We start from the raw sequence: 25,005 nt of genomic DNA, 5'->3' as shown, positions 1-25,005 counted from the left end.
ATTATGTCTTCCAATTATTCTGAGACTTCTTTAGAGTGGATGCAAGAGCGATCGCAGGTTTTGCAACCCTATCTGATTACTAAGGCTGAACGGGGAATTATCGGCAAGAGTCGCTATGCCACCAGATTACGGCAAGAGATTAAAAAAGCGAGTGAAGATCGACAATCAGTATTGATTCTGGGCGAACCAGGACTAGACAAAGACAATATTGCGGCTCTGATTCATTTTAATTCGGCACAACGACGAGAAGCGATCGCAAAAGTGAATTGTAGTGTTGTCCAAACCAGTGGCGCAGATTTATTTGGGCGTGCAGGTGGAAATCACGGCTTATTAACGTATTTGGGAAAGGGAACTCTCGTCTTAAATAATATTCAAGAGTTACCGAAAGAACTAATTCCTAAAATCGTCCAACTTCTAGAAAAGGGAATCTTTAGGCAAGTCGGCAGTGATGAAACTGATCCACCTCTAATCTGCGAAGCAAGGATCATCATGGTTTCCGAGAAACGTCAATCAGCTTGTGCATCCCATATTAAACATTCGATTAAGGTTCCATCCTTGAGAGTGCGAAAAGTCGATATTAAACCCCATGTGGAATATTACATCAGTCTATTTTGTCGCGATCGCGGGATTCCCAAGCCCACGATCACTGCTGAAGCTCTACGCAGTCTCCAAAGCTATGACTTCACTGGCAATCTCAAAGAACTGCAATTATTGGTGGAACGGGCGATATTGCAGTCACAGGGTGCGAGATCGCTAGATGAATCAGTATTTTGGTCAACTCAACCCAAGGGCAAAAAGTTTCGGTTTAATCTGCTCAATGCCTTTCCTGATCTACGTCGATTTTTACGCAGTGACTGGTTTCCTGATCGCATTAACTATGGATTTACCTTCACCTTTTTTGCAATTGTTGTCGCAACGCTATTTTTAGCACCTCAAACCCGCGATCGCAATATTGCGCTTAACTTTTTTTGGGCATGGTGGTGGCCATTAATCTTAATTAGCTTTCCTTTTGTGGGACGACTATGGTGTTCCATCTGCCCATTTATGATTTACGGTGAAGTTGTGCAGAAGCTCTCTTTGTGGCTGTTTCCACGCCAACTTAAATCTTGGAATCGTGATTGGGCTGAACGTTGGGGTGGATGGTTCTTATTCGGTCTATTCGTATTGATTTATCTTTGGGAAGAACTTTGGGACTTACAAAATACGGCTTATCTCTCGGCATATTTATTACTATTGATTACGGCTGGCGCAATGATCTGTTCCCTGATTTTTGAGCGTCGGTATTGGTGTCGCTATCTTTGTCCGATTGGTGGCATGAATGGATTATTTGCCAAACTCTCCATGACAGAATTACGCGCTCAGCAGGGAACCTGTTCAGCCGAATGTACAACCTATCAATGCTATAAAGGCGGCGTTCAAAAAGGCGAAGGCTTAGAAACCAATGGATGTCCACTGTATTCCCATCCTGCTCAACTGCAAGATAATCGAGACTGTGTGTTATGCATGACCTGCCTTAAAGCTTGTCCCCACCGATCAGTGGAGTTCAATCTCCGACCTCCTGCGATCGAATTATGGACAACCCATGTTCCACGTAACTATGAAGTTGCCTTGCTATTGTTATTGCTTGGTGGCGCATTTTTGCATCGATTGCCAGAAATCGAAACAGCGTTAAGTTTGCCGACTAGTAACGAATTTCTCTTGCCCCATTTAGCCGTATCGCTACTCATTTTAATTGTTGCGGCGCTAATTCCCTTAGTTGCTCATGGAATTATGCGATCGCTCTATTGGCTTACGATCATCTGGAAAAAGAATTGCGAAGATTATCAGCTTCCCTATGGTATTACTACCTGTAAGCCTAGACCATTTATTCAGCTCGCCTATGGATATTTGCCCTTAGTATTGGGAGCAAATCTGGCGCATTATCTACGCTTATTTCTTCAAGAAGCGGGGCGAATATTGCCAGTTAGTTGGGCAACTTTTGGGCTAGATGGCTCGAATCTACCAATTTTCATCGCTCATCCTGCGGTGATTGAGTTTCTGCAAGGAACAACGTTAATTTTTTCCGTACTTTTAACATGGGCTTTGACCCAAAAGATTGCGCGACAAACTTGGCGATCGCTACTTCCTCAACATTTGAGTACCCTAGTTTTAGCGATCGCCTTGTGGCTAATTATTGTTATCCCTACTTAAAGAGGAGAAATAATGCGAAGCATTATCTCTCCTCTTTTTTATTTCTCGATCATCTGATCGTATAGTTGGGCAGTCTTTTCGAGCATGATTTCATTGGAAAAAAGCTGTCGATAGCGACTGTACCCATTCTTCGCAAAGCGATCGCGTAAATCTCGATCAGCAATCAGTTCCGCAAGCTTAGCTGCCAAACTATCAGGATCGCGGGGCATGACGATAAAACCTGTTTGGTGATCGCTGACCTGCTCAGCAATGCCTCCTACACAAGTACCAACGACGGGCTTGCCTTGAGACATCGCTTCTGCACAGGCAAGACTACAAGCCTCTTGCAGCGACGGCAGTACAAAAATATCAAACAGTTTCATCAAGTTAGGCAAGTCTTCGAGATAGCCTGTAAAAATCACGCGATCGCCGATCCCTAAATCCTGAGCTTCTTGTTTAAGAGAAGCTTCTAACTCACCATTCCCAGCGATGACTAGGCGCAGGTTATCTCCTTGCAATTTAGCAAAAGCCTGAAGTAAATAGGTTAAACCCTTTGCCTCATCTAGTCGCGCGGCTGATCCTAGAATGATTTGATTAGCAGGGTCTAGCTGAAACTTCTGAGCCAGTTCCAATGACTTGTCCAAATCGAGAATCGGCTCTTGGACTCCGTTATAAATTAAATGGAGCTTCTTTTTATTTAGTCCTAATTCGCGTAAAAGATTATATTCAGCTTCACAAACACAAATTACGCGATCGGCTAACCAATTACTAAACCAGCAGGACATTTGATAACTAAATTTTGCTCCTGCTCCATGATAGCCATGCACCGTAAAGAGAATTGGAACTTTGCTTAATGCTAAATGTACAGCTAACATTAATTCATGAGCACCATGAATATGCACAAGATCGATCGCTTGTTCTTTTTGGATTTCCTTAATTGCTGAGATCAGTTCGGGAAAACCTTTAAAAAAATTGATCTCCCACTTGGTATATTCACGCTGCAAGATTGGTAAAGCTCGAAATTGGGGTGCGCCTTTACCATCTGGGGCTAATAGCGATATTTTGTAGCGATCGCCAAGTCCTTTGATCAGACTAAGAGCTTGTTTTTCTGTACCACCTTGATTAAGGTAAGGCAAAATGAAGAGAATGTGTTTTTTCACTGTATGTCTTGATTACATAGTTTGCTAGCGTTTCAGCAAATTGAACTTAGTTATACCAGTTATAATCGAGGCAAGTCAAAACCCAAAAGTTAGAGGTATGGGGATGGTACAAGCACTAGTTGACTGCGATCGCATGACTTTTGAAGAGTTTATCGATTGGTATCCCGAAGATGGTAGGCGCTATGAGCTATATAGAGGAGTGGTTAGAGAAATGATGCCTATAGGTGATCATGAATTAGCTAGTAGCTTTTTGTCTGAGGAGCTAACTTTAGAGGTTCGTAGTAATCATTCTAACTATCGGGTTAGTAGAATGTGTCTATTAAAGCCAGAAATGGTGGAGACAGGTTTTACTCCTGATGTAGTGGTTATAGATCGGCGAGAATTAGGCAATGAGCCTCTCTGGCAAAAGTCTTCGGTAATTCAAAATGGCAAGACTGTGCCTTTAGTAATTGAGGTGGTAAGTACCAATTGGCGCAATGATTATGCGGTGAAATTGGCAGAATATGAAGCTATGGGAATTGCTGAATATTGGATTGTAGACTATTTAGCTCTAGGAGCAGTACGACATATTGGTAAGCCAAAGCAGCCCACGGTAACAGTTTGCAAATTGATCGAAGGGGAATATCAGCTATTTCTATTTACTGCGGGTAAAAGGATTGAATCTGATATTTTGCCCGAACTAAATTTGATGACTGATGATATATTCCAAGCTGCCATAGAAACTTTTTAAAAATGTGGCGAAGCCACATTTTTAAATTAGCGTCCCACATAGAATTACGACCAGAACGCAAGCAATCGCTAGCCGATCGCGCCAATTGCCTGTAGCTGATTCCATGATCATCGGTGTGCCTTGATAGCCGCGTGCTAGCATCGCCTGATAAATGCGATCGCCGCGATCGTAGGTACGAATAAACAGGACTCCGAGCATATTACCTAATACCTGTCGTTGCCATGCGCGATCGCCTCGTTGATAGTTGTAGAGATTGCGCGGGTCAAAGTTCCGAGCAGTAGCTGCACGACGCATGGCATTAAACTCATTAATTAGCACATTAATATAGCGATACATGGAAGCAAGAATGCTAATTAGCAAAGGAGGCATTTTGAGAGTAACTAGAGCTTGTAGTAATAAGGGAACGGAAGTACTGAGGGTAAGAATATTTAAGAGAAGTAAAGATAGAAAAGCTTTGATACTTACACTTCCTAAAATCATTAATCCATTCGTGGTAATTTGTAACCAGCCCCATTGCCAGAGTACGTTTCCACCGCCCCGAAATAGAGTCCCTAAAAGAATGACACCCATAAACATTAACTCGATCGCCATGCGCTTGGCTAATATTCCTAAATCGACTTTGCTCCAATAGAGAATTGGCAAAGTCACAGTTGCATATAGCGCCCAAGTCCACCATCTACCCATGGGCGTTAAAGCGATCGCAAATACCAATAGAAATATACAGAGCAAGCGTGTATGCACAGCTAAGTGATTCCATATATTTAGGCGATCGCTCTGGGATAGAGACAGGCGATCGCTTGATTCAGTTAGATGAATATGGAGCAGCATAGATCCAGCTTTTATTTTGGTTCAGATTTGCGTACAGCGAGCTTTCCAATTCCCCACGCTAAGCCAAATACGACTAATGTACCTGTGATACCTGCGAGAGCCGTCGATACCTTCTCATTGGAAACTGCTTTGATCGAATATTCTTCAAAAACCTGTGAGAAGGGAAGTTGTTTTGTAGGTGGGTTTTCAGTCGCTTTTTCTTCAAATTTTAAATCTTGAGCAACTCGATCCAATCCATCTGGATCTTTGCTAGCAAAGGGTGAGAGTAATGCAGCAATACTCAGAGCTAAGGCTAATCCTGAGAATATAAAAACATTTTTTTTGGGCATTTGTTTATGTTAATTACAGAAATATTTTATTCGCCTTTACCAGTGGGAGAGGGGCTAGGGGTGAGGGTATGGGGAGCATCATAAATTAGCTCAGGGCGAGTCTTCCAGATAAAACTAGTTACGGAAAGGGTGATAAACGCCTCACCAATGCCAATCATGAAATGCCAAGATAGCATTGCCGTCATTCCTAAAGCTAAGGGAACTGTATCCGAAAGTGCTAAAAGCACCGCGCAAACTGCGGCTGCCACGACTACGCTTGTCCATGAAGCGATCGCCGTGCTGACACTCATACCTAGCCAAGTATTGCGCCCAATCAAAAACCGAATCACTCGATAAAGATAATAACCACCAAAGGTTCCCATTAGTCCCATGATCGTGATATTGGCTCCTAACGCAGTCAAACCACCATCCTGAAACATGATGGTCTGCACAATAAAGACTACCGACATAACTAACGAGCCAGCCCAAGGACCAAGCAAAATCCCTGCTAGAGTTCCACCCATTAAATGCCCAGATGTACCACCGACAATCGGGAAGTTGATCATCTGCGCGGCAAAAATAAAAGCGGCACTTACACCCATCAGAGGCACAGTACGTTCTTTATATTCTGATTGCACACGATTAAGAGAGAGAGCAATTAAGGCGATCGCTATACCTCCTGTAACCAAACTCACTGGCAAGCTGAGGTAGCCATCGGGAATATGCATTGCTAAATGAATTGGAAGCGAAAACATCTACACTCCATAAGTTGAGCTTTATCATAATGATGGGCGGTACTTCGTACCGCCCATCATTATGATAAAGATATTTGACTAATTTCGCATCCAAAATCACAGAAAGTTAATGTGGCAGCGACAATACAAGCTATCTAGCTAACCGCTACTTGAAAAGGAGCAACCCGCCATAGCTGTTCTAATTTTGCCGCTGGCATCGTCAAATAGAGAATATCACCTGCACTTAGAGATGCTTCCAATAAGTTCCATCCATGTATGGTTTGGCAGGAAGTCTCAATATAAAGTGGCACAAAATCTGCGGTCATAGAGGCTTCGCAGACAGGTTTTCCACAGAATGGATGATTGGGCGTAATCATGGTGGCGATCGCTACCCAGAGGCTATCAGCAACAATGCCATTGCCGAGAATGCGTCCACCTAGAGCCGAAGAAGCAAAGGCAGGAGCCGCAATTTCGGGAGGACTGAGAACTGCTTCAAAATCAAATACTTCCTGTGCCATGCTGGCATAGTAGGGATCGTCATAACGCACTACCACCCGACATCGTGGCGCAATTCCCTTAGCATTCAGCGCAATTTCTAAATTTGCCGTGTCGTTACTGGTGACAGCAAGCAGACTTTCAGCTTTTTCAAGATTGGCAGCCTTGAGAGTCGTGGGTAGGCTCGCATCACCATGAATGACGGGAATATTTTGCGATCGCACCGTATCTAAGAAACGATTATTGAGATCGCGTTCTATAACTAGAACTTCATAGCCATAGCTAACCAGTTGTAGCGCTGTCTGCACACCGACACTTCCCAAACCACACACAACAATATGATTGCGTTGGGGAACTCGAGCCGCATCCCAGAAATTCCTCAGTCGTGAACCCAGAATAAAATCATTTAAAATCGCGTAGAAAATTCCAATTACCGCTGTACCAATCAGCATCATGATAATTGTAAAAACTTTGATGCTATCAGGGGAATGTTCTACAACTTGCTCGTTGCCACCTGCTCCCGTAATCATCCCCACCGAAAAATAGAGGGCATTCACTAGGGAAATATTCATTTGGAAGCTGGTATAAACCACCGTTGCCGAAAAAATTGTCACCAATAGAGCGATCGCGGTAAACAGGACAGCTCGTCCATGTTCATGAAAATGGCGAAAGCTCATAAAGAGTTTAGATATTTTCTGCAAGATTGGGCGCGATGCCGTTCTGACACTGGGCTGAGTGCCAAGTAAGAGGCGATCGCCTATTTGCAAAGTTCGACCATTTAGCACGGCACTGACCAGATCAACTTTGCTCTCGTCGTAGGGTAGGTAATAAATCAACATCCTTGAGCGATCTTCCCAAAAATCGGACAGAGGTTTACCAAACCAAAGATGATGATCATCAATATATTCTTCATGAATCGGCCAAGTCTGGTTAAATAGGCGCAATTGACCGATCGCCTGACTTCCCATTGCACTAAAGGCAAATACAGGCGCAGCCAGAGCTGCGACACTCATGGTCAAATGATTAGGCAAAGTCAAGTCTAGACGCACGCCCAAACTGGAGTTAAACAACCGATTAATAATTCTGACATGGGGATTAAGAACCCTTGCTTGCATCAAAATTGACAAGTTGCGGGTCTCGTCGGCTCCTGCCAAAATCAATGTCTGAGCATCGCGAATTCCTGCGGCAAGCAATGTTTCCGCTGCCGCCAAATCACCAATAATAATTTCAGCATCAGCTTGATGAATCGGGCGATCGTGTATGCCCACAACAAGACAACCTTGCTGTTTCAGCAAACCCAAAATTTTGTAACCCGTGCGATCCAGACCACAGATGATAATGCGGGGTTTCATTGCTTATGCGCGATGGCGATCGCTACCCATAGGACTATCGTAACTATTGTGAGCTATCGATGACATTGTGACTGTAGCTGATAATACCTGTGTCTCCTAAAACGCAGTATGGTATGCAAATTTACCCGAGAACGCGCCAGAAGTGTCATTCAACAAACGGATTCAAGATTTGAATATTACAACCTTCAAAATCACGATTATTGCGCGTAACCAGAATTAGATCGTGAACTTCAGCAGTCGCAGCAATAAGAATGTCAGCTTGAGAGCGAGAAATACCTTTTGTTCTGAAGTTGCCACGCATTAGCCCTGCACATTGAGCTATTTCAGGTGTTACTGGTAATATTTGGCAAGAAAATGCTGAAACCAATCTTGAATCCTTGCATTTGGCTTTGCTGTTAGCCCGTAAGTGATTTCTTCAATCGTAATTACACTTATGGCTATGAACGTAACATTTTGACTCCAATCAATCACCCCAGAATTTGGGCGAGGTCTAGCTAGCTCACTGATAATATTTGTATCGCAGAGAAAGGTCATGGCAGCATTTCTAAAAATGGATTAGGGCGATCGCAGCGTGGGCTAATCTCGAAGGTATAGTTTTCTGCAATACAAATCTGTCGTAATTCATCGAAGGTATCGGCTAGGGAAGTTCGTTTTTGCTGTTGTTGCCATGTAAGAAATTCTTGAAATAGGTCAGCACGAATTACCGCCGCAACAAAGCGATCGCGCTGATAAATTAGTTGAGGAGTTTGTCCAGAAGCATTAACAACTTCCAAAAATTGTTCTTGTGCTTCTTCAATTTTCCAAGTCATAGTTTTTTAGCCCTTACGATAAATTGTCTTTAATCGCTGTGATGTATTTGCATCAACCTTTACAAAGTCATTGACTACACAAGTATCTAGTAAATATCGCATAAATCAAGTTTGTGAATTTAAAGTGCTATTTCTTGGGGTGGCCTTAGCTCCTCTCGATAGGACTCAAAGTTAATACTTTCGGCAAAACCTTGATGTTGCAAAATGAGATCTGACCAAGTAGCGATCTTATTTTCTAGAAAGGTAACAAATACAGTGCTTTCGAGGATACCTTGTGGTACTTCTGTAAGACGAATTTGCCCGTTTTTATAAATTCCCTGTACAGTTTTGAGCATGGGTTAACCTCCAAAATTGCGCGATCGCTACTTTCATATTTTGCCACAGGCGATCGCTGTTAACTGGCGGCTAATGATAAAGGTTGTATAGCCGATAAGTCAGTTCTTTCTGCTAATTGAGCGTGATACAAATCCCAAGATTGTTGTAGGTTCATCCAGAAGTCTGGTGAAGTGGAGAAGAATTTTCCTAAGCGTAGGGCTGTGCTAGGGGTAATGCCGCGCCGACAGTTGACGATTTCGTTGATCCTTTGATATGGGACATGGATCGCGTCGGCTAGTTGTCGCTGGGTTAGGCTATATGGGGATAGAAATTCTTCGAGGAGCATTTCCCCAGGATGGGTTGGTGGACGATGGGTGGGAATGTAAGGCATATTTTTTTGGGTTGGTTTTGTGAATGAGTTTTTGATTAATTATTGGCAATTAGTGGTAGTCGATGATTTCGACCTGTTCGGCTCCAGTTTCTGTCCAGATAAAGCAAATGCGATATTGAGCGTTGATGCGAATACTATATTGCCCAGCGCGATCGCCTAGTAATGTTTCTAGTCGATTGTTAGGCGGCATTCGCAAGTCTTGTAAGCTAATGGCGGCGTTGATTTGGTCGAGTTTACGGGTGGCGACTCGATTAAGCGATGCGGGACAAGTTTTTCTAGCTTCCTTTGTGTTTTTGCCATCAAAGATATCGCGTGTACCTTGATTTTTGAATGAGATAATCATTGTAGCATGGTAACACGGATGTCATGCTATATATTGCTTAAATGACTTTGTTCTATGGGAATGGGGTACTGGATGCTCTGAGGAATGTGGCTGTGGCGAATTTGAGTAAGGTGATGCTGGAGTAGGGGATTAAGGTTGATGGGAAGAGGGGTGTTCCGTTTGGGACGGGTGGGTGATGGAGAATAAGATGAGAGTAAATCAGGATGATTTATTCCATTGACTACAATCAGTTTTTTCTTTGGGATTGGGAGCTTTTGTAAGACTCGCGCGTAACTCTTCGCTTATTTTAGATTTTTCCCAATTACAGGTTGTTTTGATTATCTCTAAGTTGGATTTGTCTAGACCCACCAGACTAGCTTCACTTAGGTTTACTTCTTCTAGATTCGATCTTTCGAGAGAGACTTTGATGAGTTGGGCTTTGCTGAGATCTGCTCTTGTGAGATCTGTTCCAACAAGTATGGATTCGATCAGGTAAGCATTATTGAAATTGGTTTTGCTAAGGTTAGAACTGAAAAAATCTGCTTTAAAGAGGTTCGTTTCAATGAAACTAGCGCTCGTCAGATTTGCCCTGCTTAGGTCTGCACTAGTGAGGTTTGCATTATTGAGGTTTGCTCTGCTCATATCAGTTCTACTCAAGTTGGCTCCTGCGAGATTTGCCCTACTTAGGTCTGCACTATTAAGGTTTGCTTCACTGAGCTTGGCTTTACTCAAGTCAGATCTACTGAGATTAGCTCTGCTCAAATTAGCTCGGCTCAGGTCAGTTTTACTGAGATCAATACTACTGAGGTTAGCACCGCTAAGGTCTATGGAGTGAAGGTTAGCGTTAGCATTGATTAATGACTTAAGAGCTTCTACTCTACCCGCACATTTACCATCTTTAGTTTGTTCTTTTTCGCATTGTCGCAATACAGCCCATTTTGTTTCTAAATACCACCAACGAATAGAAAATCCTCCAAAGACAATAGGAACAATCATGTAGATTATCGCCACAAAAGCTATTTCCTTTACTCTTTGGCGCTTACTCACTTTAAGAAGTTGTTGCGCTAATTCAGGCAAAGGAAATCTATCCACTTCTTGCTGTTGAAACTTCCGTGACTCCTTCAATTGCTTCCCCGACAGCAAAAACTCCTTCACTTTCCCAGATCTCTGCCACTCGATCGCCCGATCTTCAATCCATCGCTGTTGCCGTAAATTCTGGCGATCTTCATCCAACCAGCCGCGCAACAACTTCCAACCACGAATTAACGCCTCATGCGCCACATCCACGATCGCATCACCACTCACCTTTCTCTTTTCGCGATCATCAGTCACCACCAACTTCTCATCCGCCAACCTCCGCACCACCCGCTCGATCGCCTCCAGCGACAACTTAGCCGTCACCAAATTCGACATCTCCACACGGCGGCGCGTATCTTCCGTACCCTCACCCAACTGCGTCAGCGACAAAAAGATATGCTTCACCGCCCTCTTGTCTAACTCATCCGTAAATTGAGCATAGACCGCATTTGCGCGTTTCTCTAACGCCCCCGTAATCCCTCCCAACTCCTGCTTATAGGCTTGCAAAGTCAAGCGATTTCCATCCCGTAACTGCCATAATTCCGAGAGCGCAAACTGCATCAATGGCAAATTCGCAGGCGCACCTGCCACATCCCGCACAATCTCCTCAATCAAAATTGGCTCCACTTCACAACCAACAATCGCCGCAGGTTTAGCGATCGCCTCTCGCAACTCATCATCATTCATCGGTGTCACCGCCACCAAATGCGCCGCAATTCGTTTTGATAGTCCCCCATATTCCCGTTCCACACATTTCCCAAAGAAATCCGCACGCATAGCGATCGCCAGACAGAACTTATCCGCCGTAATCTCTAGCGCCCCAATCAAACAAGCAAAAAACTGTTCCCTTTCCTCCAGATTTTGACAGAGCGTAAAGGATTCCTCAAACTGATCGATCACCAACACCATGCGGGTTGCTTTTGCCGTTGCTTCCACCAAACGCCGCAAACCATCTTTGCCCTCAGCAAGTAGCTTTTCGGCTGTTGCCAACTGTGCAGCGCGATCAATATTCCCTAACTTTTGATCGATAAACTCATTAGCCAAACTTTTAAGTGGATGCTCAGTCGGTAACATCACCCGCAATTCCCAGCGATCGCTACCCGATAATCGCCCCTGACGTAATTGGTTCAGTAGTCCCGCCCGTAATACCGAAGATTTGCCACTGCCCGAAGCCCCTAATAGTGCTAGAAAATTACTTTGCTGTAGGCGATCAAGCAATAAATCCGTTAGTCCTGTCCGCCCAAAAAAGAACCGTGCATCGTCATCTTTAAAATAGGCAAGTCCCTTATAAGGAGTGTTGAGAACGGGAAAATACTCAAAAACAGTCGCGATCGGAATCCCACCGCCACCTAAAGGGAAATTGCGATCTTCAGTATATTTAACAACACCACACACCTTGCCCGTAGCAGGATTGAGCAACGGCGCACCACTTAACCCAAGTCGCGCAGTGCCATCACTAAACTTGATCTTCGGCGGCACATCACCATTCAGCCCATCGCATCGCAACACCACACCCGCACCATTCGGGTCACGCTCAGGATAACCATAGGCAAAGAGATCATCAAAAGCAGCGATCGCCCCATCCAACTCCACAGAGGCTAAAGCTTCTACCGTCTCAAATTGCAACAGAGCCAGATCGATAGGATCGGGAAAAGACTGCAAAACCGTCGCCACTGCAAAATCCTCTTGGTTTTGCCATCTCACCTTAATCGGGCGATCGCCAGCATTTTTAACCACATGATGACAGGTCAAAATCAGCCCCGCCGCCACAAAGAAACCTGTACCGTGAGTATTATCAATGCTCAGCTTCACAGTACAAGTATGGAGATTGTCTGGACTTAGACTAGCCAATGATTTTTCCTGATCCTTCTTCTTTTGTCCATTCCAGCGCGATCTCTAAATTTGCTTTAGTGCTGCCCTTGCCCAAAATCGCAATCAAATTGCCCGACTCCACAGCAATCTCCAGTCCAAACTTTACAGTTGCCTTAGTGGGATTTGCCTGATTAATCGTTTCAGCGATCGCTTCCACAATCCCCTCTAACGCATCAGTTACTTCCTCAAACTCACTGGCTGCTCCAAGTGCCACATCTTCACGCCCAGTCTGCGTTACTTCAACCCGAATGATTCTGCCATTTTTAAGTTTGACAGGAATATTTTGAGTGCGATCGTCACCATTTGCCATAACTTACTGCTCTCGATTACTAAAACTAAAATGTTAGATTTTATTTTTATCCATTGTTACGCAACCAAGTATTTAAATCAGCAACAGTTTGTAAATCAAAGATAACTTCAGCAAGGTTTTCTAACTGCGTCACCGATAATTTTGTAATCCGATTTTTGGTTCTAGGGCTTAATTTCCCAAACTTGCGGGTTAGCATTTTTAGCAGCATCGCAATTTGTCTTTGCAAACCTCTTTGCTCACCCAACTGTAAGCCCTCTTGCTTACCTAACTGCAAACCCTCCTGCTTGCCTAGCTGCAACCCCTCTTCCTTCGCCTCTTGATAAACGCGGGTATTTTTTAAATCGTTGTATGTAAACATGGCTTCGATCTCCTGACGACTTAACTTGGGGAACTTATAGACAAGTACCGTCTCTATAAATTTTACTACTTGGTCTTGTAAATCTATCTGACTTCGGCAGTGCTGAATTGATAGCCTTCTGCATCTGAAATGGGGCGATCGATTAGCTCAAAGAGTAGCGTATGGAATGATTGGAAGAGTTGATAAAAGAGGGTATCGGTTTTCATCGCTGATTAGCTTATCACGCATAAGCCAAGCCCAAAAGAAGAACCAGATTTTTGAGGATGGACTTTGCTACACCCTCAAAAATTTGGTTCTTTATTAAGTTACAGGACTCTAATGTGCTATTGCGTCCGAAAATATGGCACATTAAGGGATCGCATCAGAATTGTAAACTCCCATAGTGATAAACGAAGTTAAACTTAAATGACATTAAAAGTTGGAATTTTAGGATTTGGTGGATTAGGGCAAGCGGCGGCGAAATTGCTTAGCGCTAAGCAAGAAATGCAGCTAGTCGTAGCAGCCGACAAAGAAGGCTTTGCCTATGACCCACAGGGGCTAGATGCTAACAAAGCGATCGCCACTTACCAAAAACAAGGCTCACTGGGCCATCTCGAAGGATCGGGTACTCTCACACAGGACAGCATTGCTAAGGCGATCGCTACCGCCAAGGATGTCGATGGTTATTTTCTCGCATTGCCGAACCTGCCCAATACCTTCATGGCAAGCGTGGCTAAGCAATTCATCGCTTCAGGCTGGAAGGGTGTGCTAGTTGATGCCATCAAACGCACTAGCGCCGTTGAGCAAATGATTGCCCTTGCCCCAGAACTGGAAGCCGCAGGGATTACCTATATGTCTGGTTGTGGCGCAACCCCTGGATTATTGACAGCCGCCGCCGCGATCGCGGCTCAGAGCTTTGCGGAAGTCCACAAGGTCGAGATTACCTTCGGGGTCGGTATTGCTAACTGGAATGCTTACCGTGCCACCATCCGCGAAGATATCGCGCATATGTCGGGTTATACCGTCGATATGGCTCAAGCGATGACCGATGCGGAAGTAGAGGCACTGCTGGAGAAGACCAATGGCTTAATCTCTCTGGAAAACATGGAACATGCCGATGACATCATGCTCGAACGTGTCGGAATTTGCGATCGCGATCGCGTGACCGTTGGCGGCGTAGTCGATACCCGCAACCCTAAGAAGCCCCTCAGCACCAATATGAAGCTGACAGGACGCACCTTTGAGGGCAAAATCTCGACGCATACTTTCACCCTTGGCGATGAAACCAGCATGGCGGCAAATGTTTGTGGCCCCGCTTTTGGCTATCTTAAGGCTGGTAAGCAGTTCCATCAACGCGGTATTTACGGTTTGATGACTGCTGCCGAAGTGATGCCTGCGTTTGTCCGCTAATACCAAATTTCCAAAAGTGTGGTCACACTTTCGGAAATTAAAAACCAAACCCAGTAAGGGTTTTAAAAACACTAAATGGCTTAGCCATTTAGTGTTTTGGTATAAGATCACCCATGCTGAATTTAAAAACGATTTTCATACTCGATCGAGATACCCGTGCTGCCATCAGTCCCGTAGTTACCGCGCAATAGAATATTTGGATCAACACGATAACGCACCGAGAAATTAGTTGGTTGGGTGGAATCATTGATAATCCGTTGGAGGGCGACCGAGAAACTATTACTGACATCGATCGCTGCCTCAGCCGACAGTCCTAATGTTCCTGTACTGCTAGTGCCTGAAGTCGTAGTAACTGGACTGAGATTAAATTCGGCGAGATTCAACGCATCACCGATCGCATCTTGGAGGAAGTTGAGAACTGTACCACCTGCGAAACTCGCAAGGGCTGAAGCAGGATCAGATCCACCCTGTTGTTGTAAAACGCCACCGCCTATGAGGGCAATGATTTCGGCTTGGCTACGTGGTGGGCTGCTAGAGAGACGGATATCGGGGGCAAGGGCTGTACCCGTAACACTAGCTTGGACTCGTAGGGTCTTCTGCGCTCCCAAATTGCTCACAGGTACTTCATTGGGACGGAACAGATCGTCGGGACGATTGGAATTGATCGGTACGCGGGTGATCTCAGCAACAGCGCCAGAAACACGGACATTGAGGGTCGGATTTAGTCCTTGAACGGGTTTAAACTCGACAAAGTTTTCATAGGCGCGATCAAGGCGGAACCTTGTCGAAATTGCGTTGAACTGTCCGCGTGAGATATTAATTTTACCTTCTGGCTCTGGTTTGAGGAAGGTTCCATTTACGACTAATGTTCCTTCTCCTAAGAAATTAAATATGGGAAAGCGGGTCACTTGCATGTTTTGCAATTTAACCGAGAGGCGATCAAAGGCAACATCTGCTAAATTGCTATTGTCATCAGCTAGAGCAGCAGAACTATTGGGATCAGCATCATTACCGATGACAAATCGCCCGTCGCCTAGCGCCACTTCCCCTGTAATGATTGGCGCTAATAATGCGCCTCTAACGATAACTCGCGTATTGAAGTTGTCAGAACTAATATCTCGAATGTTCAGTTTGAGCCTATCGGCATTGATGGCAAGGGCTTGTTGATATTCGGGACTATCTGTTGGGATTAGATTAGGATTACTAATGGGGAGAATGCCTGTTAAAGCGAGTTTGCCTTCGCTAAAGTTGCTAGTGATATTACTGATCAAGCGATCGCGAGTGAAGTCAATCACACCTTGAACCTCGGTGAAATCTCCTGGTAAACCTGCAATCTTGACCTTGGCGTTATCGACCGTCATCTTTCCAGCGATTTTGGGATCTCTAAAGGTTCCATTTGCAGTGAGATTGATATTGCCTTTACCACTGACCCAACGTACAGGTTGATTGAAAATATTGATAAAAGCAATACCTTCATCCTTAACATCGAGCTTAACGTCAAAGATACCAAAAACTCCAAAATTACCCGAGGCGACAACAGAATCCTTGCCTGCCACCTTCATACTGGCATTGAAGTTAATATTTAACTTGTCGTAGTTAAACTTCACCGCCACAAAATCGATTGGTTGACGGTTAACGGAGCCATCGGTCAGGCTCAACTGCCCTTTAACTCCTAAATCCAGCAAATTAGTACCAGAAATAGAGAGGTTGCCGTTAACTTTTCCTGTCAAATCAAAGGGGATTGCGCTAAAAAATGGCAATGGTCTCAAAGATTCAATGGGAAAATCCTTTAATTCAATTTCACCACTTTGTTCACGGAATCGGAATAATGGATTTGACGAAGGAGTAACTCGGATTCTTGCCTTGGTAATGCGTCCATAGCTCTTGTCGGACTGGAAATTTGCATTGGTAATATTGAAAACACCAAAGGCATATCTTCCTTCTACTTGAATGTCGTCAACAGCAAATTTTCCATACTCAAATTTTTTGCCAACTAGATTAAAGCCGACACGAATACCCCTGCGTTTGTTAAACCCAAAAGTGACTTTACCTTTGATATCACCACGAAAATCCGTAAGCGGTGGTAAATTAAAATTGCGGGCTGAAGCCACGGTTTCCTGTTGTTCCTGTCGCAGTTCGATCTGAGTGAGATATTGTAACTGTTTATATAGAGGCTCTCCCATTAATCTGATTGCTTCTAGGGGCTGTAATTCTGCTGCTCTATTTTTAGCAAAGGTAAGCCCTTGGGTAACATCGACAATGTTCGCCCATTGCAATGTGGCAAATACATCTTGAACTCGACCTTGAGCAATTTCGACGGCTCCAGCGATCGGATTTTCGGATTCGGGATTGTAGGTCAGATTGAATTTATACTCATTACTAACTTCTCCCTGCCGAATACTTAAGTTGCCATCCTTAACATTCAAAATACCATCGGCATAGGTGACTTTAGCGATCGCTCGTTCCGCCAACACTCGACCAAAGCGAGGGCGTTCTACCGTAATCTCACCTGTCGCCGAGGGATTATTGGTAAAATCAACAATGAGATTACTGGATAGCTTGCCACTGACATCATTTTGTCCTGCGAGAGAAGCGGCTAGCGCAAGGGGGATGTTATTGATCGCTACTTGTAAACGACGGGGATTATTCTCAAAACGTCTACCTGTCGCCGTCGATTCTCCTAAGTTCACATTAAAATCAATGGGACGGAAAGCGCTATCTAGACGCGCAGCAATGCGATCGCGTTTTCCGCGTAAGTCAACATTTAAGCCTTGATTGCCATCAAAATTGAGTTTGCCTTCTAAACGTGGATCGAAGGCTAATTTATCAACTCTCAGTCCTGCTAGTAGCAAATCACCTGTAGCTTGGATAACGCTACCAATTCCATTTAAAGCACCGTTAAAAGTGAGTTTATCAAGTTCGATTTGATTGACCTTTAAACTGGCTACACGCAGATTACCTACTAGGCTGGGAGCCGCCAAGTCACCATTAATCGTGCCATCAAAATCCAATGAGCCGCGTGATGGAGCCACTACCCCTTGTTTAGCAAAGCTAGAACCCAAAGAAGCTAGATCGACGTTATCCAGTTGTAAGGCTCCCGCGATCTTAAGGCGATCGATCGCTCCAGAGAGGTTGCCGCGAAAGTTGAAGATGCCTGATGCTTGAGCAGGTATGGCGTTAGAGAGAGTTGCCAAGCGATTGATATTCACATCGCGGGAAATCAGATCTAGGTTAATTCCTGCGATACCTGTAGGGAATTCATTGCGTGAACTATTGGGAAAAGCAAGATCGACTTTACCATTAGCAGTTAGATAGTTACCCACTTGTAAGGATGGGACAAGCAAATTCCTACCATCCCATGTCAGATTAGCAACGATCGCATCAGGAACTTCGGTTAACCCTTGTGGTAATCGCACAACGCCATCAGCAGTAATATCAGCTAAGGAAAAACCACCGCGATCGCTTCGCAAGTTGATCAACCCTTCGAGAATACCTTTCTGATTCATTAGGAAAGCGGATAACGGAATACCATTGCTATTTAGCTGGGATTTCCATGCACCACTAACAATATTGTAAGTACCTGCTAGCCCAATCTCGCCAATGGGAAAACGCACCCTTGTATTCCGAATTGTGGCTAATCCATCCGCCAGAAACACCTCTCCTCTGGCAGGATAGGTGGCATTAGGAGCCTCAATCTGTGCCAAAATTTGCGGATTTGCTAAAGCTCCAGTAACTTGTAAGGAACTCGTAATTTGACCAATGGTAACGGGCAGTTTCGCGCCATATAGCTTGGTAAATTCTTCGGCAACTCCCACGAGGTTGGAGGTAAATAGAATTTCCGCAGGTTGATTTTTTTGAGGTAAGCGGATCTGTCCTTCACCTGTGAGAGTTGCGCCTGTGGATGCAGCTTGGACTTTCTTGATTTGGAGTGTATTGAGATCTTTGAGTTCAATCGTCGCCAAGAAGCGATCGACAGTCACTCGATCAAAGGTAACGGCTTTGGGGGTAGTAATGTTGAGCGATAGGGATGGTTTTTGGGCTGTTCCCGTAAGTTTGCCTGCTAGCTTCACCTCACCTGAGATCGCCACGGGAGTCTTGACATCAAAACTTTCAAGCCCTTTCGCGAGATCCAGTATGGCACTGGTAAAATTCAAGTTAAAGCCCTTTTGTTGATTAAATGTGCCATCAACAGTTGTGGTCAACAAGCCATAATTTGCGGAAAATTCCTTAAGGGTCGCATCATTCCCATCAAAGTTAAGCTGTCCTGAAATTTCGGTAATTGGTTTGATTAATTGTGGAGACTTAATGGCTCCATCACTCAGTTGGGCGGTAACCGATATAGTAGGACTCTCTTTCTCGGCAACTAGAGAAATCGTCGCCTCGGCATCAAGTAGCCCTTGCTGAATTTCTACGGGCAAGTTAACTGCAAACCCTTGAACTGCGGCAACTTGTAATTTCTGAGACTTGAGATCAACCGTACCTTGTCCTTTGGTCAAATCCCAATCAACCGCAAAAATGACGCTACCTTTATCGCCTTCCTTGTCAGCGCTGGCTGTCTCGATCGCTTTTTTTAACTGCTCAGGATTTGGTGGTGTAGCGATCGCCGCAAGATTTGGTAAAGTTACGCGCCCCTTACCATTCATTTTCAAACTTTGATTGTTGGGATCGGTGATCTTCCAATTGCTATCGATCTGCACTTGACTGAGAGACACTAGCTCTCCTTTATCGATCGTTTGGATGGTGATCTGAGCATCCCGAAAAGTAAGCGTCCGCAGATCAACAAATCCTTCTTTTGTCTGTGGATCGGGCGGTGTGAGTTTAGGTAATTGCAGTAAACCTGTAACGTCCTGCTTTAAAAATACCTGTGGCTGCTCCGCGATCGCATCAATACCAATTTGGCGACGGGTCAAATAGCTCCAGAGATCAACATTAACTTCGATCGCTTCAACTGCCAAGAAATTCGACTCTTGAGCAGTGGGCGGGATCAGAGATTTGCCAAACCTGATACTCGAAAAGCTAACTCGCTCAACTTTTCCTAGCTGTAAAGGACGTTTGAGAGACTTAGTAAGCTCAGTTTGTAATAGCGGCGACAATTGCTCATTTAGAAAATAGCGTCCATACCAAAAAGCACCTAAGCTAGTTGCTGTAAATGCGATCGCAAGTCCCACACCTACACGCCCTAAATTTTTGGCGAATGTAGAGTTGGTTGGTCTCTGCGGCGGTAGTTGAGCCTGTCCCACAATTTTTCACTCCATTGATGCCCTCACGACACCATTTTACATATGTTCGCCTTGTAGCGGTTTGCCAATTTTATAGCCGTCGCCATTTGTATTAGCACAAATCCAAACCCAAGAAGCGAGTTGAGGCGCTAAGCGCCGCAGTTCGTCTTTTGGGGTTTGATCCTAACAAGACTGGCGGCAGCTATGAAAGCGCTATTAAGCAAAGCTTTTAAAAAATATCAGCTTTTATTTACCAAGTAAAGCTCAATCATTACAGTCTAGTAACTCAAAAGCCAGTATTGCCTATTCCTACGCCGAAGGTGCGGGAATAAGCTTTAGCCAAAACGATAGCCTTTGCCATATACCGTATTGATCAAAGAAATTTGGCGATCGCGATCAATTTTGCGGCGCAATAACTTGATCTGTGCGGCGAGAGCGTTGCTAGTTGGAATATCTTCTCCTTCTTTCCAAAGATGTTGGGAAATCTGATCATGACTTAGTAATTGATTGGGTTGCAACATAAAATACTCTAAGAGTTGATATTCTCTCTCGGTTAAAGAGATCGCCACTTGATCTCGATATACGACTTGATTATCGCGATCAAGTTCCAAATCTCCATAACTTAATTTTGTAGGTTCACTAGTTAAGGCGATCGGTGATGGCGCACGGCGCAGTAAAGCTCTTACTCTTGCTAGCAATTCTCTTAATTCAAAGGGTTTAACCAGATAGTCATCGGCTCCACTATCTAGCCCTGTCACGCGATCATCGAGAGTATCTTTGGCTGTAAGAATCAGAACTGGGGTGCTATCTCCTTTTTGGCGCAATTGGTTGCAAATCTCAACTCCCGATTTCTCTGGCATCATCCAATCCAAAATCAATAGGTCATAACCACCTATCTGAGCTAATTCCCATCCGCGATCGCCACTATTAGCACTGTCAACCGCATAACCCTGATTTGTCAAAATCCGTTGTAATGGTTCGGCGAGTTCTTCTTCATCATCTACCAATAGGATTCGCATAAATCTCCATTATTGCCGCAACTTTAATTATAGAACCGATTTTTGGTAGCGAGGCTTTGCCGCGCTACCAAAAATCGGTTCTGAATTTGACTAAGTGTCTCTAACTTGCCATTTTTAGTAATAGTTCTGAATCCAGTAAAAACACAGTTTGCGGATCAGACTTTTTGATAGAAACTTGCATCATGTGACTAGCTATGCCGAGCGTGTCGCGATCGCGATATTCGGCTGGCACTGGTTGTAACTTATGCACAGGAACATCTTCTACATTGGGTAAAGCTGTGATTGTAAGACCATACAAGCTATATTTACCTGCAAAAATAACCAAAAAACCTTTAGTTAGATTGGTCTCTTGATTATAAATTTGCTTATATAAATCAATCACTAAAACTTCTTGATCTTCATAGGTCGTTATTCCCAGTAACTTATTACCACTGCGATGAATTTGGGGTAAAGGAATAATCCTCACTACACTATCAATACCCATCGCTAAATTGAGATTTCCCATTGAGAAGATCAGGAATTTAAGTGTTTCTTCTTTCTTTTTGTTGCTAAGCATTGTAGTTAATTATAATTTCGTATATCGCGAGTCTCAGGATGGTGGGTCACAGGCAAGGGGCTTAAGCCCCTTGTTCATCTAGCTATACGAGGAGAGTTTGAATAGTTTTGATTAGTTCTTGCTCTAGATAGGGTTTGGTGAGATATCCTGAAGCTCCAAGCATTTGAGCAACACCACGATGTTTAGCTCCACTGCGAGAAGTAAGCATCACAATGGGGATATTTAAGTAGCGAGGCTCTTTACGACAGAATGCTAAGAATTCAAACCCATTCATGTTAGGCATTTCCACATCACACAATACAGCTTTAATTTCAGAGGATCTCGCAAGTTGCTCGATCGCCTCACGTCCATCCCCTGCTTGGAGTACTTGATAACCAAACTTTTCTAAAGTCAGATAAAGTGATTGGCGAGCTGTGAGCGAATCATCCACAATCAAGAGCGTTTTTCTTTGGATTAGTTTTGGTTTCGACTCTACTAATGTTGGGGTAGAACTAGCATTACTAGTAGACAAATACTCTCCCTTAGCTTCATGGGATGATTGCTTAAGCGAAAACAAAGCTGAAGCGTCGATGACAGGTACAAGTGTGCCATTGCCCAATACGGTACAACCATAAAGATAGGGGGGCGGCGCGATCGCTTTGCCAAACGGCTTAATTGCCAATTCCTGCTCATTGAGTACACGATCTATCGGTAGCGCCATAACTTGATCGCCATCGGCAAATAGCAACAAAATGATCTGGTTTTCTTCGGTGAATGATTCGATATTAAATATGTCTTGGGATTGTTTGGGTAATGGATAACCATCTGCGAAGAGGTCGGTGGAATATAGGGGAATCAACCGATCTTCAAAACGGTAAAACTTTTTGCCTTGGATGATTTGTACTTCATTAGCATCAATGGGGATAATTCCTAGCAAAGTATCGATCGCGATCGCTAATAATCGCTCTTGAATGCTAAAGATCATCAGCTTGGCAATACTCAAAGTGAGCGGTAGTTTAATTGTAAAAGTCGTACCTTGCCCTACTTCTGACTTGATTTCAATTGATCCCTTCAGGCTGCGGACTTGTTCTTGGACAGTTGACAGCCCCATGCCCCGACCTGACAGTTCCGAAACGACTTCTGCTGTCGAAAAACTAGGCTCGAATAAAAACTGATAGAGATCTTCATTAGTAATCTGATCTGCTTTTTCTAATTCCAATAAACCAGTTGCGATCGCCTTTGCTTTAATATTCTCAGGGTTAAGCCCCTGACCATCATCTTTAATTTCGATATAGGTTTGATTACCGCGATAATAGGCGCGAATTTCAATGCTTGCAATCACAGGCTTACCGAGTTCTAGACGTTTTTGAGTGGACTCAGTACCATGATCGAAAGCATTGCGAACTAAATGTACAAAGGGATCATAAAGTTTTTCTAGTACAGATTTATCAACTAATGTACCTGTACCAAATAGTTTTAGATTGACTTGCTTGTTATATTTATTGGACATCTCCCGCACCATGCGCGGCAAGCTGCTAAGGATATCGCCCAAGGGCAACATCCTTGACCACAAGAGGTCATACCGTAATTGCTTGAGGATTTGCTGTTTGCGTCTTTGAGTTTGCTGCGTCTGTTGCATTAAAACCTTCATGTCGCGCATTCCTTCATCCATTTGCGCGATATCTTCGAGCGCTTCTTGGACAAAGCTATGCAGATGACCATAGGAATCCATCTGTAATGGATCGAAGTCTGCTAGTAGACCTGCCGAAGCTGAAAAGTTGGTGGGAATAGTATCAAGTTGCGAAGAATCTACAGTTAGCTCTTGGGTTCTAACTTGCGATCGCTGCGCTTTATCCAGCCAAGTTTGCAGATTTTTTGAAAGTTGATCAAAGCTTTGGAACTGCTTTTGAATGCGTTCAATTTTAGATTGAAGTTGCTGATTTTGAAGAATCGATGCATTCTCTTGCGTTACTAATTCACTAGAGAAATTATTTAATCGGTCTAATCTAGGCAAATCAACTCGGATGGTTTCGGCAATAGAAGGAGTGACGGTTGTAGGAATAGGGGCAGTTTTTTTGGGAGCGTAATTAGCTAATGTCGCTTTGGGATCTTGGGCGGACTTAGCCAATGGAAAAGAATTTTGTTGATCAGTTAATTCGGTTAATGAAGATTTTGGTGATTTTAATGATCTTGATAATTCCGATATATCGGAATTATCAAGATCATTAAAATCATTTTTTCCAAGGTTCCCTGTGTCGTCGTCTAAATTTGATAGTACTTCTGATGAAGTGGAAAAAATATCAAAATTTTGATCTAGTTGATCTAAGTATTGTAGATCTAGTTGATCAATATCTACATCAGCAAAGTCATCAATGTCAACGGCATCAATGTCAACATCAATGCTATCGGGTTCTGTTTTTGGATTCCATAATTCTGAATTAATTGAGGAAATATCAATATCATCGAAACGAGACAATCCTTGACTATCTGCGAACAAATTTAAGCTCGGCTCTATATTTATTTCTGGACTTATTTCTAGAAAATCATCAGCTAAACTATCTGAGATTAAATCTTCTGGAGTATTTATTTGAATTTTGCTTTGAGTTTCTGTTTGCGGCTCTGATTGAGAATCTGGAAATTTAGTTTCACTTAGTTCCTGTTCTAAAGATAGAAACCAATCATCAGCATTATCAAACTCCATCTCAAAAGGAGATTCTTCGGATAAAGTTGCTATCTTTAACGTCTGATTTGCTTGAGCTTTATCAGTTTGAGCATGGGGAGATGGGGATTTTGTTAGGGCGATTAACTCTGGACTAAGTTGACCACCTTGAGCGCGATCGCCTGCCAAAACTTCAGCACGGGCTGTCTCAAAATTAGCGATCGCTACTTTTCCTACCAAGATGGGCTTATCAGGATTATGTTCGAGAGCCTCTAATGTCGCTTGGGCGATCGCTTTAAATCCAGATAAATTTAACAGTTCGCCAATGCCGCTAAATACTTCTATTTGCGCTCGAATTTCCCCTGTCACAGGTACGCCTTCGGGGTTAGCAAGGACATTTTGCAACCGTACAATTCCCTGTTGGACATCGCCTTCAAAAACGATCTGCACGATATCTACGCCTAACTCGGCTGCTGTCGGTAATTCAACATCTTCATCCGTATCACCCAAATAGAGCTTCAGCACTTCAAATATAGGTTCGGCAGCAGCGATCGCCTCTGCCGAATCGTAACGCCCTGATTGCAGTTGCTCCATTAATGGTAGACGCAAACAGTCGTAAGCCTGTAACAACAAGCCTTCTACATCCGCATCAATCTCGCCTTCAAAACGATATAGCGATCGGAAGACATCTTCTAATTGATGGGCGACGGTTTTAATGCCTTCAAAGTTAAGACTTGCTGAGCCTCCCTTAATGGAGTGAGCAGCACGCATAATCGCGTGAATATTCGCAGTACTTCGGTCTTCACGTAGAGAAAGCAACCCCATCTCAATTGTCTGCAAAAATTCAGGCGCTTCTTGCATGAAAAATTGATAGGCTTGATCGTGAATTTCTGTTTCTGTACTGTACATGACTGCTATCCTGCTGCTTTGGGCTGATTCTTTGTCCTGATTCTT

At 43.8% G+C, this 25,005-nt stretch carries 22 protein-coding genes; 3 read left to right on the top strand and 19 right to left on the bottom strand.

Features of this window, described 5'->3' with window-relative positions; all coding sequences use genetic code 11:
- Positions 1 to 3 precede the first annotated feature (3 nt).
- Positions 4 to 2,190: a sigma 54-interacting transcriptional regulator gene (locus tag H6G05_RS02260; RefSeq protein WP_242025187.1), complete on the top strand. Its 2,187-nt coding sequence runs from the start codon at positions 4 to 6 to the stop codon at positions 2,188 to 2,190.
- Between the two features lie 38 nt (positions 2,191 to 2,228).
- Here H6G05_RS02260 and H6G05_RS02255 read toward each other — a convergent pair whose 3' ends face one another.
- Positions 2,229 to 3,329, bottom strand: a complete 1,101-nt coding sequence (locus H6G05_RS02255; protein ID WP_190575954.1) for a glycosyltransferase family 4 protein — start codon at positions 3,327 to 3,329, stop codon at positions 2,229 to 2,231.
- 103 nt (positions 3,330 to 3,432) lie between these two features.
- On the opposite strand from H6G05_RS02255, the gene H6G05_RS02250 reads away from it, so the two are divergent.
- Positions 3,433 to 4,059, top strand: a complete 627-nt coding sequence (locus H6G05_RS02250; RefSeq protein WP_190575952.1) for a Uma2 family endonuclease — start codon at positions 3,433 to 3,435, stop codon at positions 4,057 to 4,059.
- A 21-nt stretch (positions 4,060 to 4,080) separates the two neighbouring features.
- Here the strand turns inward: H6G05_RS02250 and cbiQ are convergent, their stop codons facing one another.
- From cbiQ to H6G05_RS25780, 14 genes are all read right to left on the bottom strand, one after another.
- Positions 4,081 to 4,887, bottom strand: a complete 807-nt coding sequence (cbiQ, locus tag H6G05_RS02245) for a cobalt ECF transporter T component CbiQ (RefSeq protein WP_190575950.1) — start codon at positions 4,885 to 4,887, stop codon at positions 4,081 to 4,083.
- 11 nt (positions 4,888 to 4,898) lie between these two features.
- Entirely contained in the window at positions 4,899 to 5,216 is a 318-nt protein-coding gene (locus tag H6G05_RS02240) for a PDGLE domain-containing protein (RefSeq protein WP_190575949.1), read from the bottom strand.
- Positions 5,217 to 5,242: 26 nt separating this feature from the next.
- On the bottom strand, positions 5,243 to 5,950 hold the full coding sequence (locus H6G05_RS02235; protein WP_190575947.1) for an energy-coupling factor ABC transporter permease: 708 nt from the start codon (positions 5,948 to 5,950) through the stop codon (positions 5,243 to 5,245).
- Positions 5,951 to 6,084: 134 nt separating this feature from the next.
- The gene (locus H6G05_RS02230) at positions 6,085 to 7,776 is read right to left on the bottom strand and encodes an NAD-binding protein (RefSeq protein ID WP_190575945.1); all 1,692 of its coding nucleotides are present in this window, start codon (positions 7,774 to 7,776) and stop codon (positions 6,085 to 6,087) included.
- A 145-nt stretch (positions 7,777 to 7,921) separates the two neighbouring features.
- On the bottom strand, positions 7,922 to 8,143 hold the full coding sequence (locus H6G05_RS24955; RefSeq protein ID WP_199310276.1) for a PIN domain-containing protein: 222 nt from the start codon (positions 8,141 to 8,143) through the stop codon (positions 7,922 to 7,924).
- Positions 8,107 to 8,310: a PIN domain-containing protein gene (locus H6G05_RS24950; RefSeq protein WP_199310274.1), complete on the bottom strand. Its 204-nt coding sequence runs from the start codon at positions 8,308 to 8,310 to the stop codon at positions 8,107 to 8,109. Before H6G05_RS24950 ends, H6G05_RS24955 begins: the two co-directional genes overlap by 37 nt.
- Entirely contained in the window at positions 8,307 to 8,585 is a 279-nt protein-coding gene (locus H6G05_RS02220) for a prevent-host-death protein (RefSeq protein ID WP_190575944.1), read from the bottom strand. Before H6G05_RS02220 ends, H6G05_RS24950 begins: the two co-directional genes overlap by 4 nt.
- Positions 8,586 to 8,704: 119 nt before the next feature.
- On the bottom strand, positions 8,705 to 8,920 hold the full coding sequence (locus H6G05_RS02215; protein WP_190575942.1) for a hypothetical protein: 216 nt from the start codon (positions 8,918 to 8,920) through the stop codon (positions 8,705 to 8,707).
- A 59-nt stretch (positions 8,921 to 8,979) separates the two neighbouring features.
- The gene (locus tag H6G05_RS02210; RefSeq protein WP_190575940.1) at positions 8,980 to 9,291 is read right to left on the bottom strand and encodes a HigA family addiction module antitoxin; all 312 of its coding nucleotides are present in this window, start codon (positions 9,289 to 9,291) and stop codon (positions 8,980 to 8,982) included.
- 49 nt (positions 9,292 to 9,340) lie between these two features.
- Positions 9,341 to 9,634, bottom strand: a complete 294-nt coding sequence (locus H6G05_RS02205; protein WP_190575938.1) for a type II toxin-antitoxin system RelE/ParE family toxin — start codon at positions 9,632 to 9,634, stop codon at positions 9,341 to 9,343.
- 198 nt (positions 9,635 to 9,832) lie between these two features.
- Complete coding sequence (locus tag H6G05_RS02200) at positions 9,833 to 12,541, bottom strand: nSTAND1 domain-containing NTPase (protein ID WP_190575936.1); 2,709 nt, start codon at positions 12,539 to 12,541, stop codon at positions 9,833 to 9,835.
- Entirely contained in the window at positions 12,534 to 12,872 is a 339-nt protein-coding gene (locus H6G05_RS02195) for a CU044_2847 family protein (RefSeq protein ID WP_190575934.1), read from the bottom strand. Before H6G05_RS02195 ends, H6G05_RS02200 begins: the two co-directional genes overlap by 8 nt.
- 46 nt (positions 12,873 to 12,918) lie before the next feature.
- Positions 12,919 to 13,230 (bottom strand): DUF4351 domain-containing protein, encoded by a 312-nt coding sequence (locus tag H6G05_RS25785; protein ID WP_322096312.1) that lies wholly within the window; start codon positions 13,228 to 13,230, stop codon positions 12,919 to 12,921.
- Between the two features lie 83 nt (positions 13,231 to 13,313).
- Entirely contained in the window at positions 13,314 to 13,436 is a 123-nt protein-coding gene (locus tag H6G05_RS25780) for a DUF2887 domain-containing protein (protein ID WP_322096311.1), read from the bottom strand.
- A gap of 199 nt (positions 13,437 to 13,635) precedes the next feature.
- Between H6G05_RS25780 and bioU the strand changes: the two genes are divergently transcribed.
- Positions 13,636 to 14,619: a (S)-8-amino-7-oxononanoate synthase BioU gene (gene bioU, locus H6G05_RS02185; protein ID WP_190575932.1), complete on the top strand. Its 984-nt coding sequence runs from the start codon at positions 13,636 to 13,638 to the stop codon at positions 14,617 to 14,619.
- 122 nt (positions 14,620 to 14,741) lie between these two features.
- On the opposite strand, the gene H6G05_RS25775 is transcribed toward bioU, so the two are convergent.
- The 4 genes from H6G05_RS25775 to H6G05_RS02165 all read right to left on the bottom strand — a co-directional run bounded on the left by H6G05_RS25775 (position 14,742) and on the right by H6G05_RS02165 (position 24,960).
- Entirely contained in the window at positions 14,742 to 19,859 is a 5,118-nt protein-coding gene (locus H6G05_RS25775) for a translocation/assembly module TamB domain-containing protein (RefSeq protein WP_190575930.1), read from the bottom strand.
- 314 nt (positions 19,860 to 20,173) lie between these two features.
- Positions 20,174 to 20,857 carry a two-component system response regulator RppA gene (gene rppA, locus H6G05_RS02175; RefSeq protein WP_190575928.1) on the bottom strand — a complete coding sequence of 228 codons (684 nt, stop codon included), beginning with the start codon at positions 20,855 to 20,857 and terminating at the stop codon, positions 20,174 to 20,176.
- A gap of 100 nt (positions 20,858 to 20,957) precedes the next feature.
- Entirely contained in the window at positions 20,958 to 21,413 is a 456-nt protein-coding gene (locus tag H6G05_RS02170; RefSeq protein ID WP_190575926.1) for a chemotaxis protein CheW, read from the bottom strand.
- A gap of 82 nt (positions 21,414 to 21,495) precedes the next feature.
- Positions 21,496 to 24,960: a hybrid sensor histidine kinase/response regulator gene (locus tag H6G05_RS02165; RefSeq protein WP_190575924.1), complete on the bottom strand. Its 3,465-nt coding sequence runs from the start codon at positions 24,958 to 24,960 to the stop codon at positions 21,496 to 21,498.
- Positions 24,961 to 25,005 lie beyond the last annotated feature (45 nt).

Source organism: Phormidium tenue FACHB-1050 (genome assembly GCF_014696925.1).
Lineage (GTDB): Bacteria > Cyanobacteriota > Cyanobacteriia > Pseudanabaenales > Pseudanabaenaceae > Pseudanabaena.
The sequence above is the reverse complement of the archived record's forward strand: the minus strand, read 5'-3'. Positions and strand labels throughout refer to the sequence as shown.

Coding starts and splice junctions, on each gene's coding strand:
- H6G05_RS02260 (WP_242025187.1), top strand. CDS start 4: ATGTCTTCCAATTATTCTGAGACTTCTTTAGAGTGGATGCAAGAGCGA.
- H6G05_RS02250 (WP_190575952.1), top strand. CDS start 3,433: ATGGTACAAGCACTAGTTGACTGCGATCGCATGACTTTTGAAGAGTTT.
- cbiQ (WP_190575950.1), bottom strand. CDS start 4,887: ATGCTGCTCCATATTCATCTAACTGAATCAAGCGATCGCCTGTCTCTA.
- H6G05_RS02240 (WP_190575949.1), bottom strand. CDS start 5,216: ATGCCCAAAAAAAATGTTTTTATATTCTCAGGATTAGCCTTAGCTCTG.
- H6G05_RS02235 (WP_190575947.1), bottom strand. CDS start 5,950: ATGTTTTCGCTTCCAATTCATTTAGCAATGCATATTCCCGATGGCTAC.
- H6G05_RS02230 (WP_190575945.1), bottom strand. CDS start 7,776: ATGAAACCCCGCATTATCATCTGTGGTCTGGATCGCACGGGTTACAAA.
- H6G05_RS24950 (WP_199310274.1), bottom strand. CDS start 8,310: ATGACCTTTCTCTGCGATACAAATATTATCAGTGAGCTAGCTAGACCT.
- H6G05_RS02220 (WP_190575944.1), bottom strand. CDS start 8,585: ATGACTTGGAAAATTGAAGAAGCACAAGAACAATTTTTGGAAGTTGTT.
- H6G05_RS02215 (WP_190575942.1), bottom strand. CDS start 8,920: ATGCTCAAAACTGTACAGGGAATTTATAAAAACGGGCAAATTCGTCTT.
- H6G05_RS02210 (WP_190575940.1), bottom strand. CDS start 9,291: ATGCCTTACATTCCCACCCATCGTCCACCAACCCATCCTGGGGAAATG.
- H6G05_RS02205 (WP_190575938.1), bottom strand. CDS start 9,634: ATGATTATCTCATTCAAAAATCAAGGTACACGCGATATCTTTGATGGC.
- H6G05_RS02195 (WP_190575934.1), bottom strand. CDS start 12,872: ATGGCAAATGGTGACGATCGCACTCAAAATATTCCTGTCAAACTTAAA.
- H6G05_RS25785 (WP_322096312.1), bottom strand. CDS start 13,230: ATGTTTACATACAACGATTTAAAAAATACCCGCGTTTATCAAGAGGCG.
- H6G05_RS25780 (WP_322096311.1), bottom strand. CDS start 13,436: ATGAAAACCGATACCCTCTTTTATCAACTCTTCCAATCATTCCATACG.
- bioU (WP_190575932.1), top strand. CDS start 13,636: ATGACATTAAAAGTTGGAATTTTAGGATTTGGTGGATTAGGGCAAGCG.
- rppA (WP_190575928.1), bottom strand. CDS start 20,857: ATGCGAATCCTATTGGTAGATGATGAAGAAGAACTCGCCGAACCATTA.
- H6G05_RS02170 (WP_190575926.1), bottom strand. CDS start 21,413: ATGCTTAGCAACAAAAAGAAAGAAGAAACACTTAAATTCCTGATCTTC.
- H6G05_RS02165 (WP_190575924.1), bottom strand. CDS start 24,960: ATGTACAGTACAGAAACAGAAATTCACGATCAAGCCTATCAATTTTTC.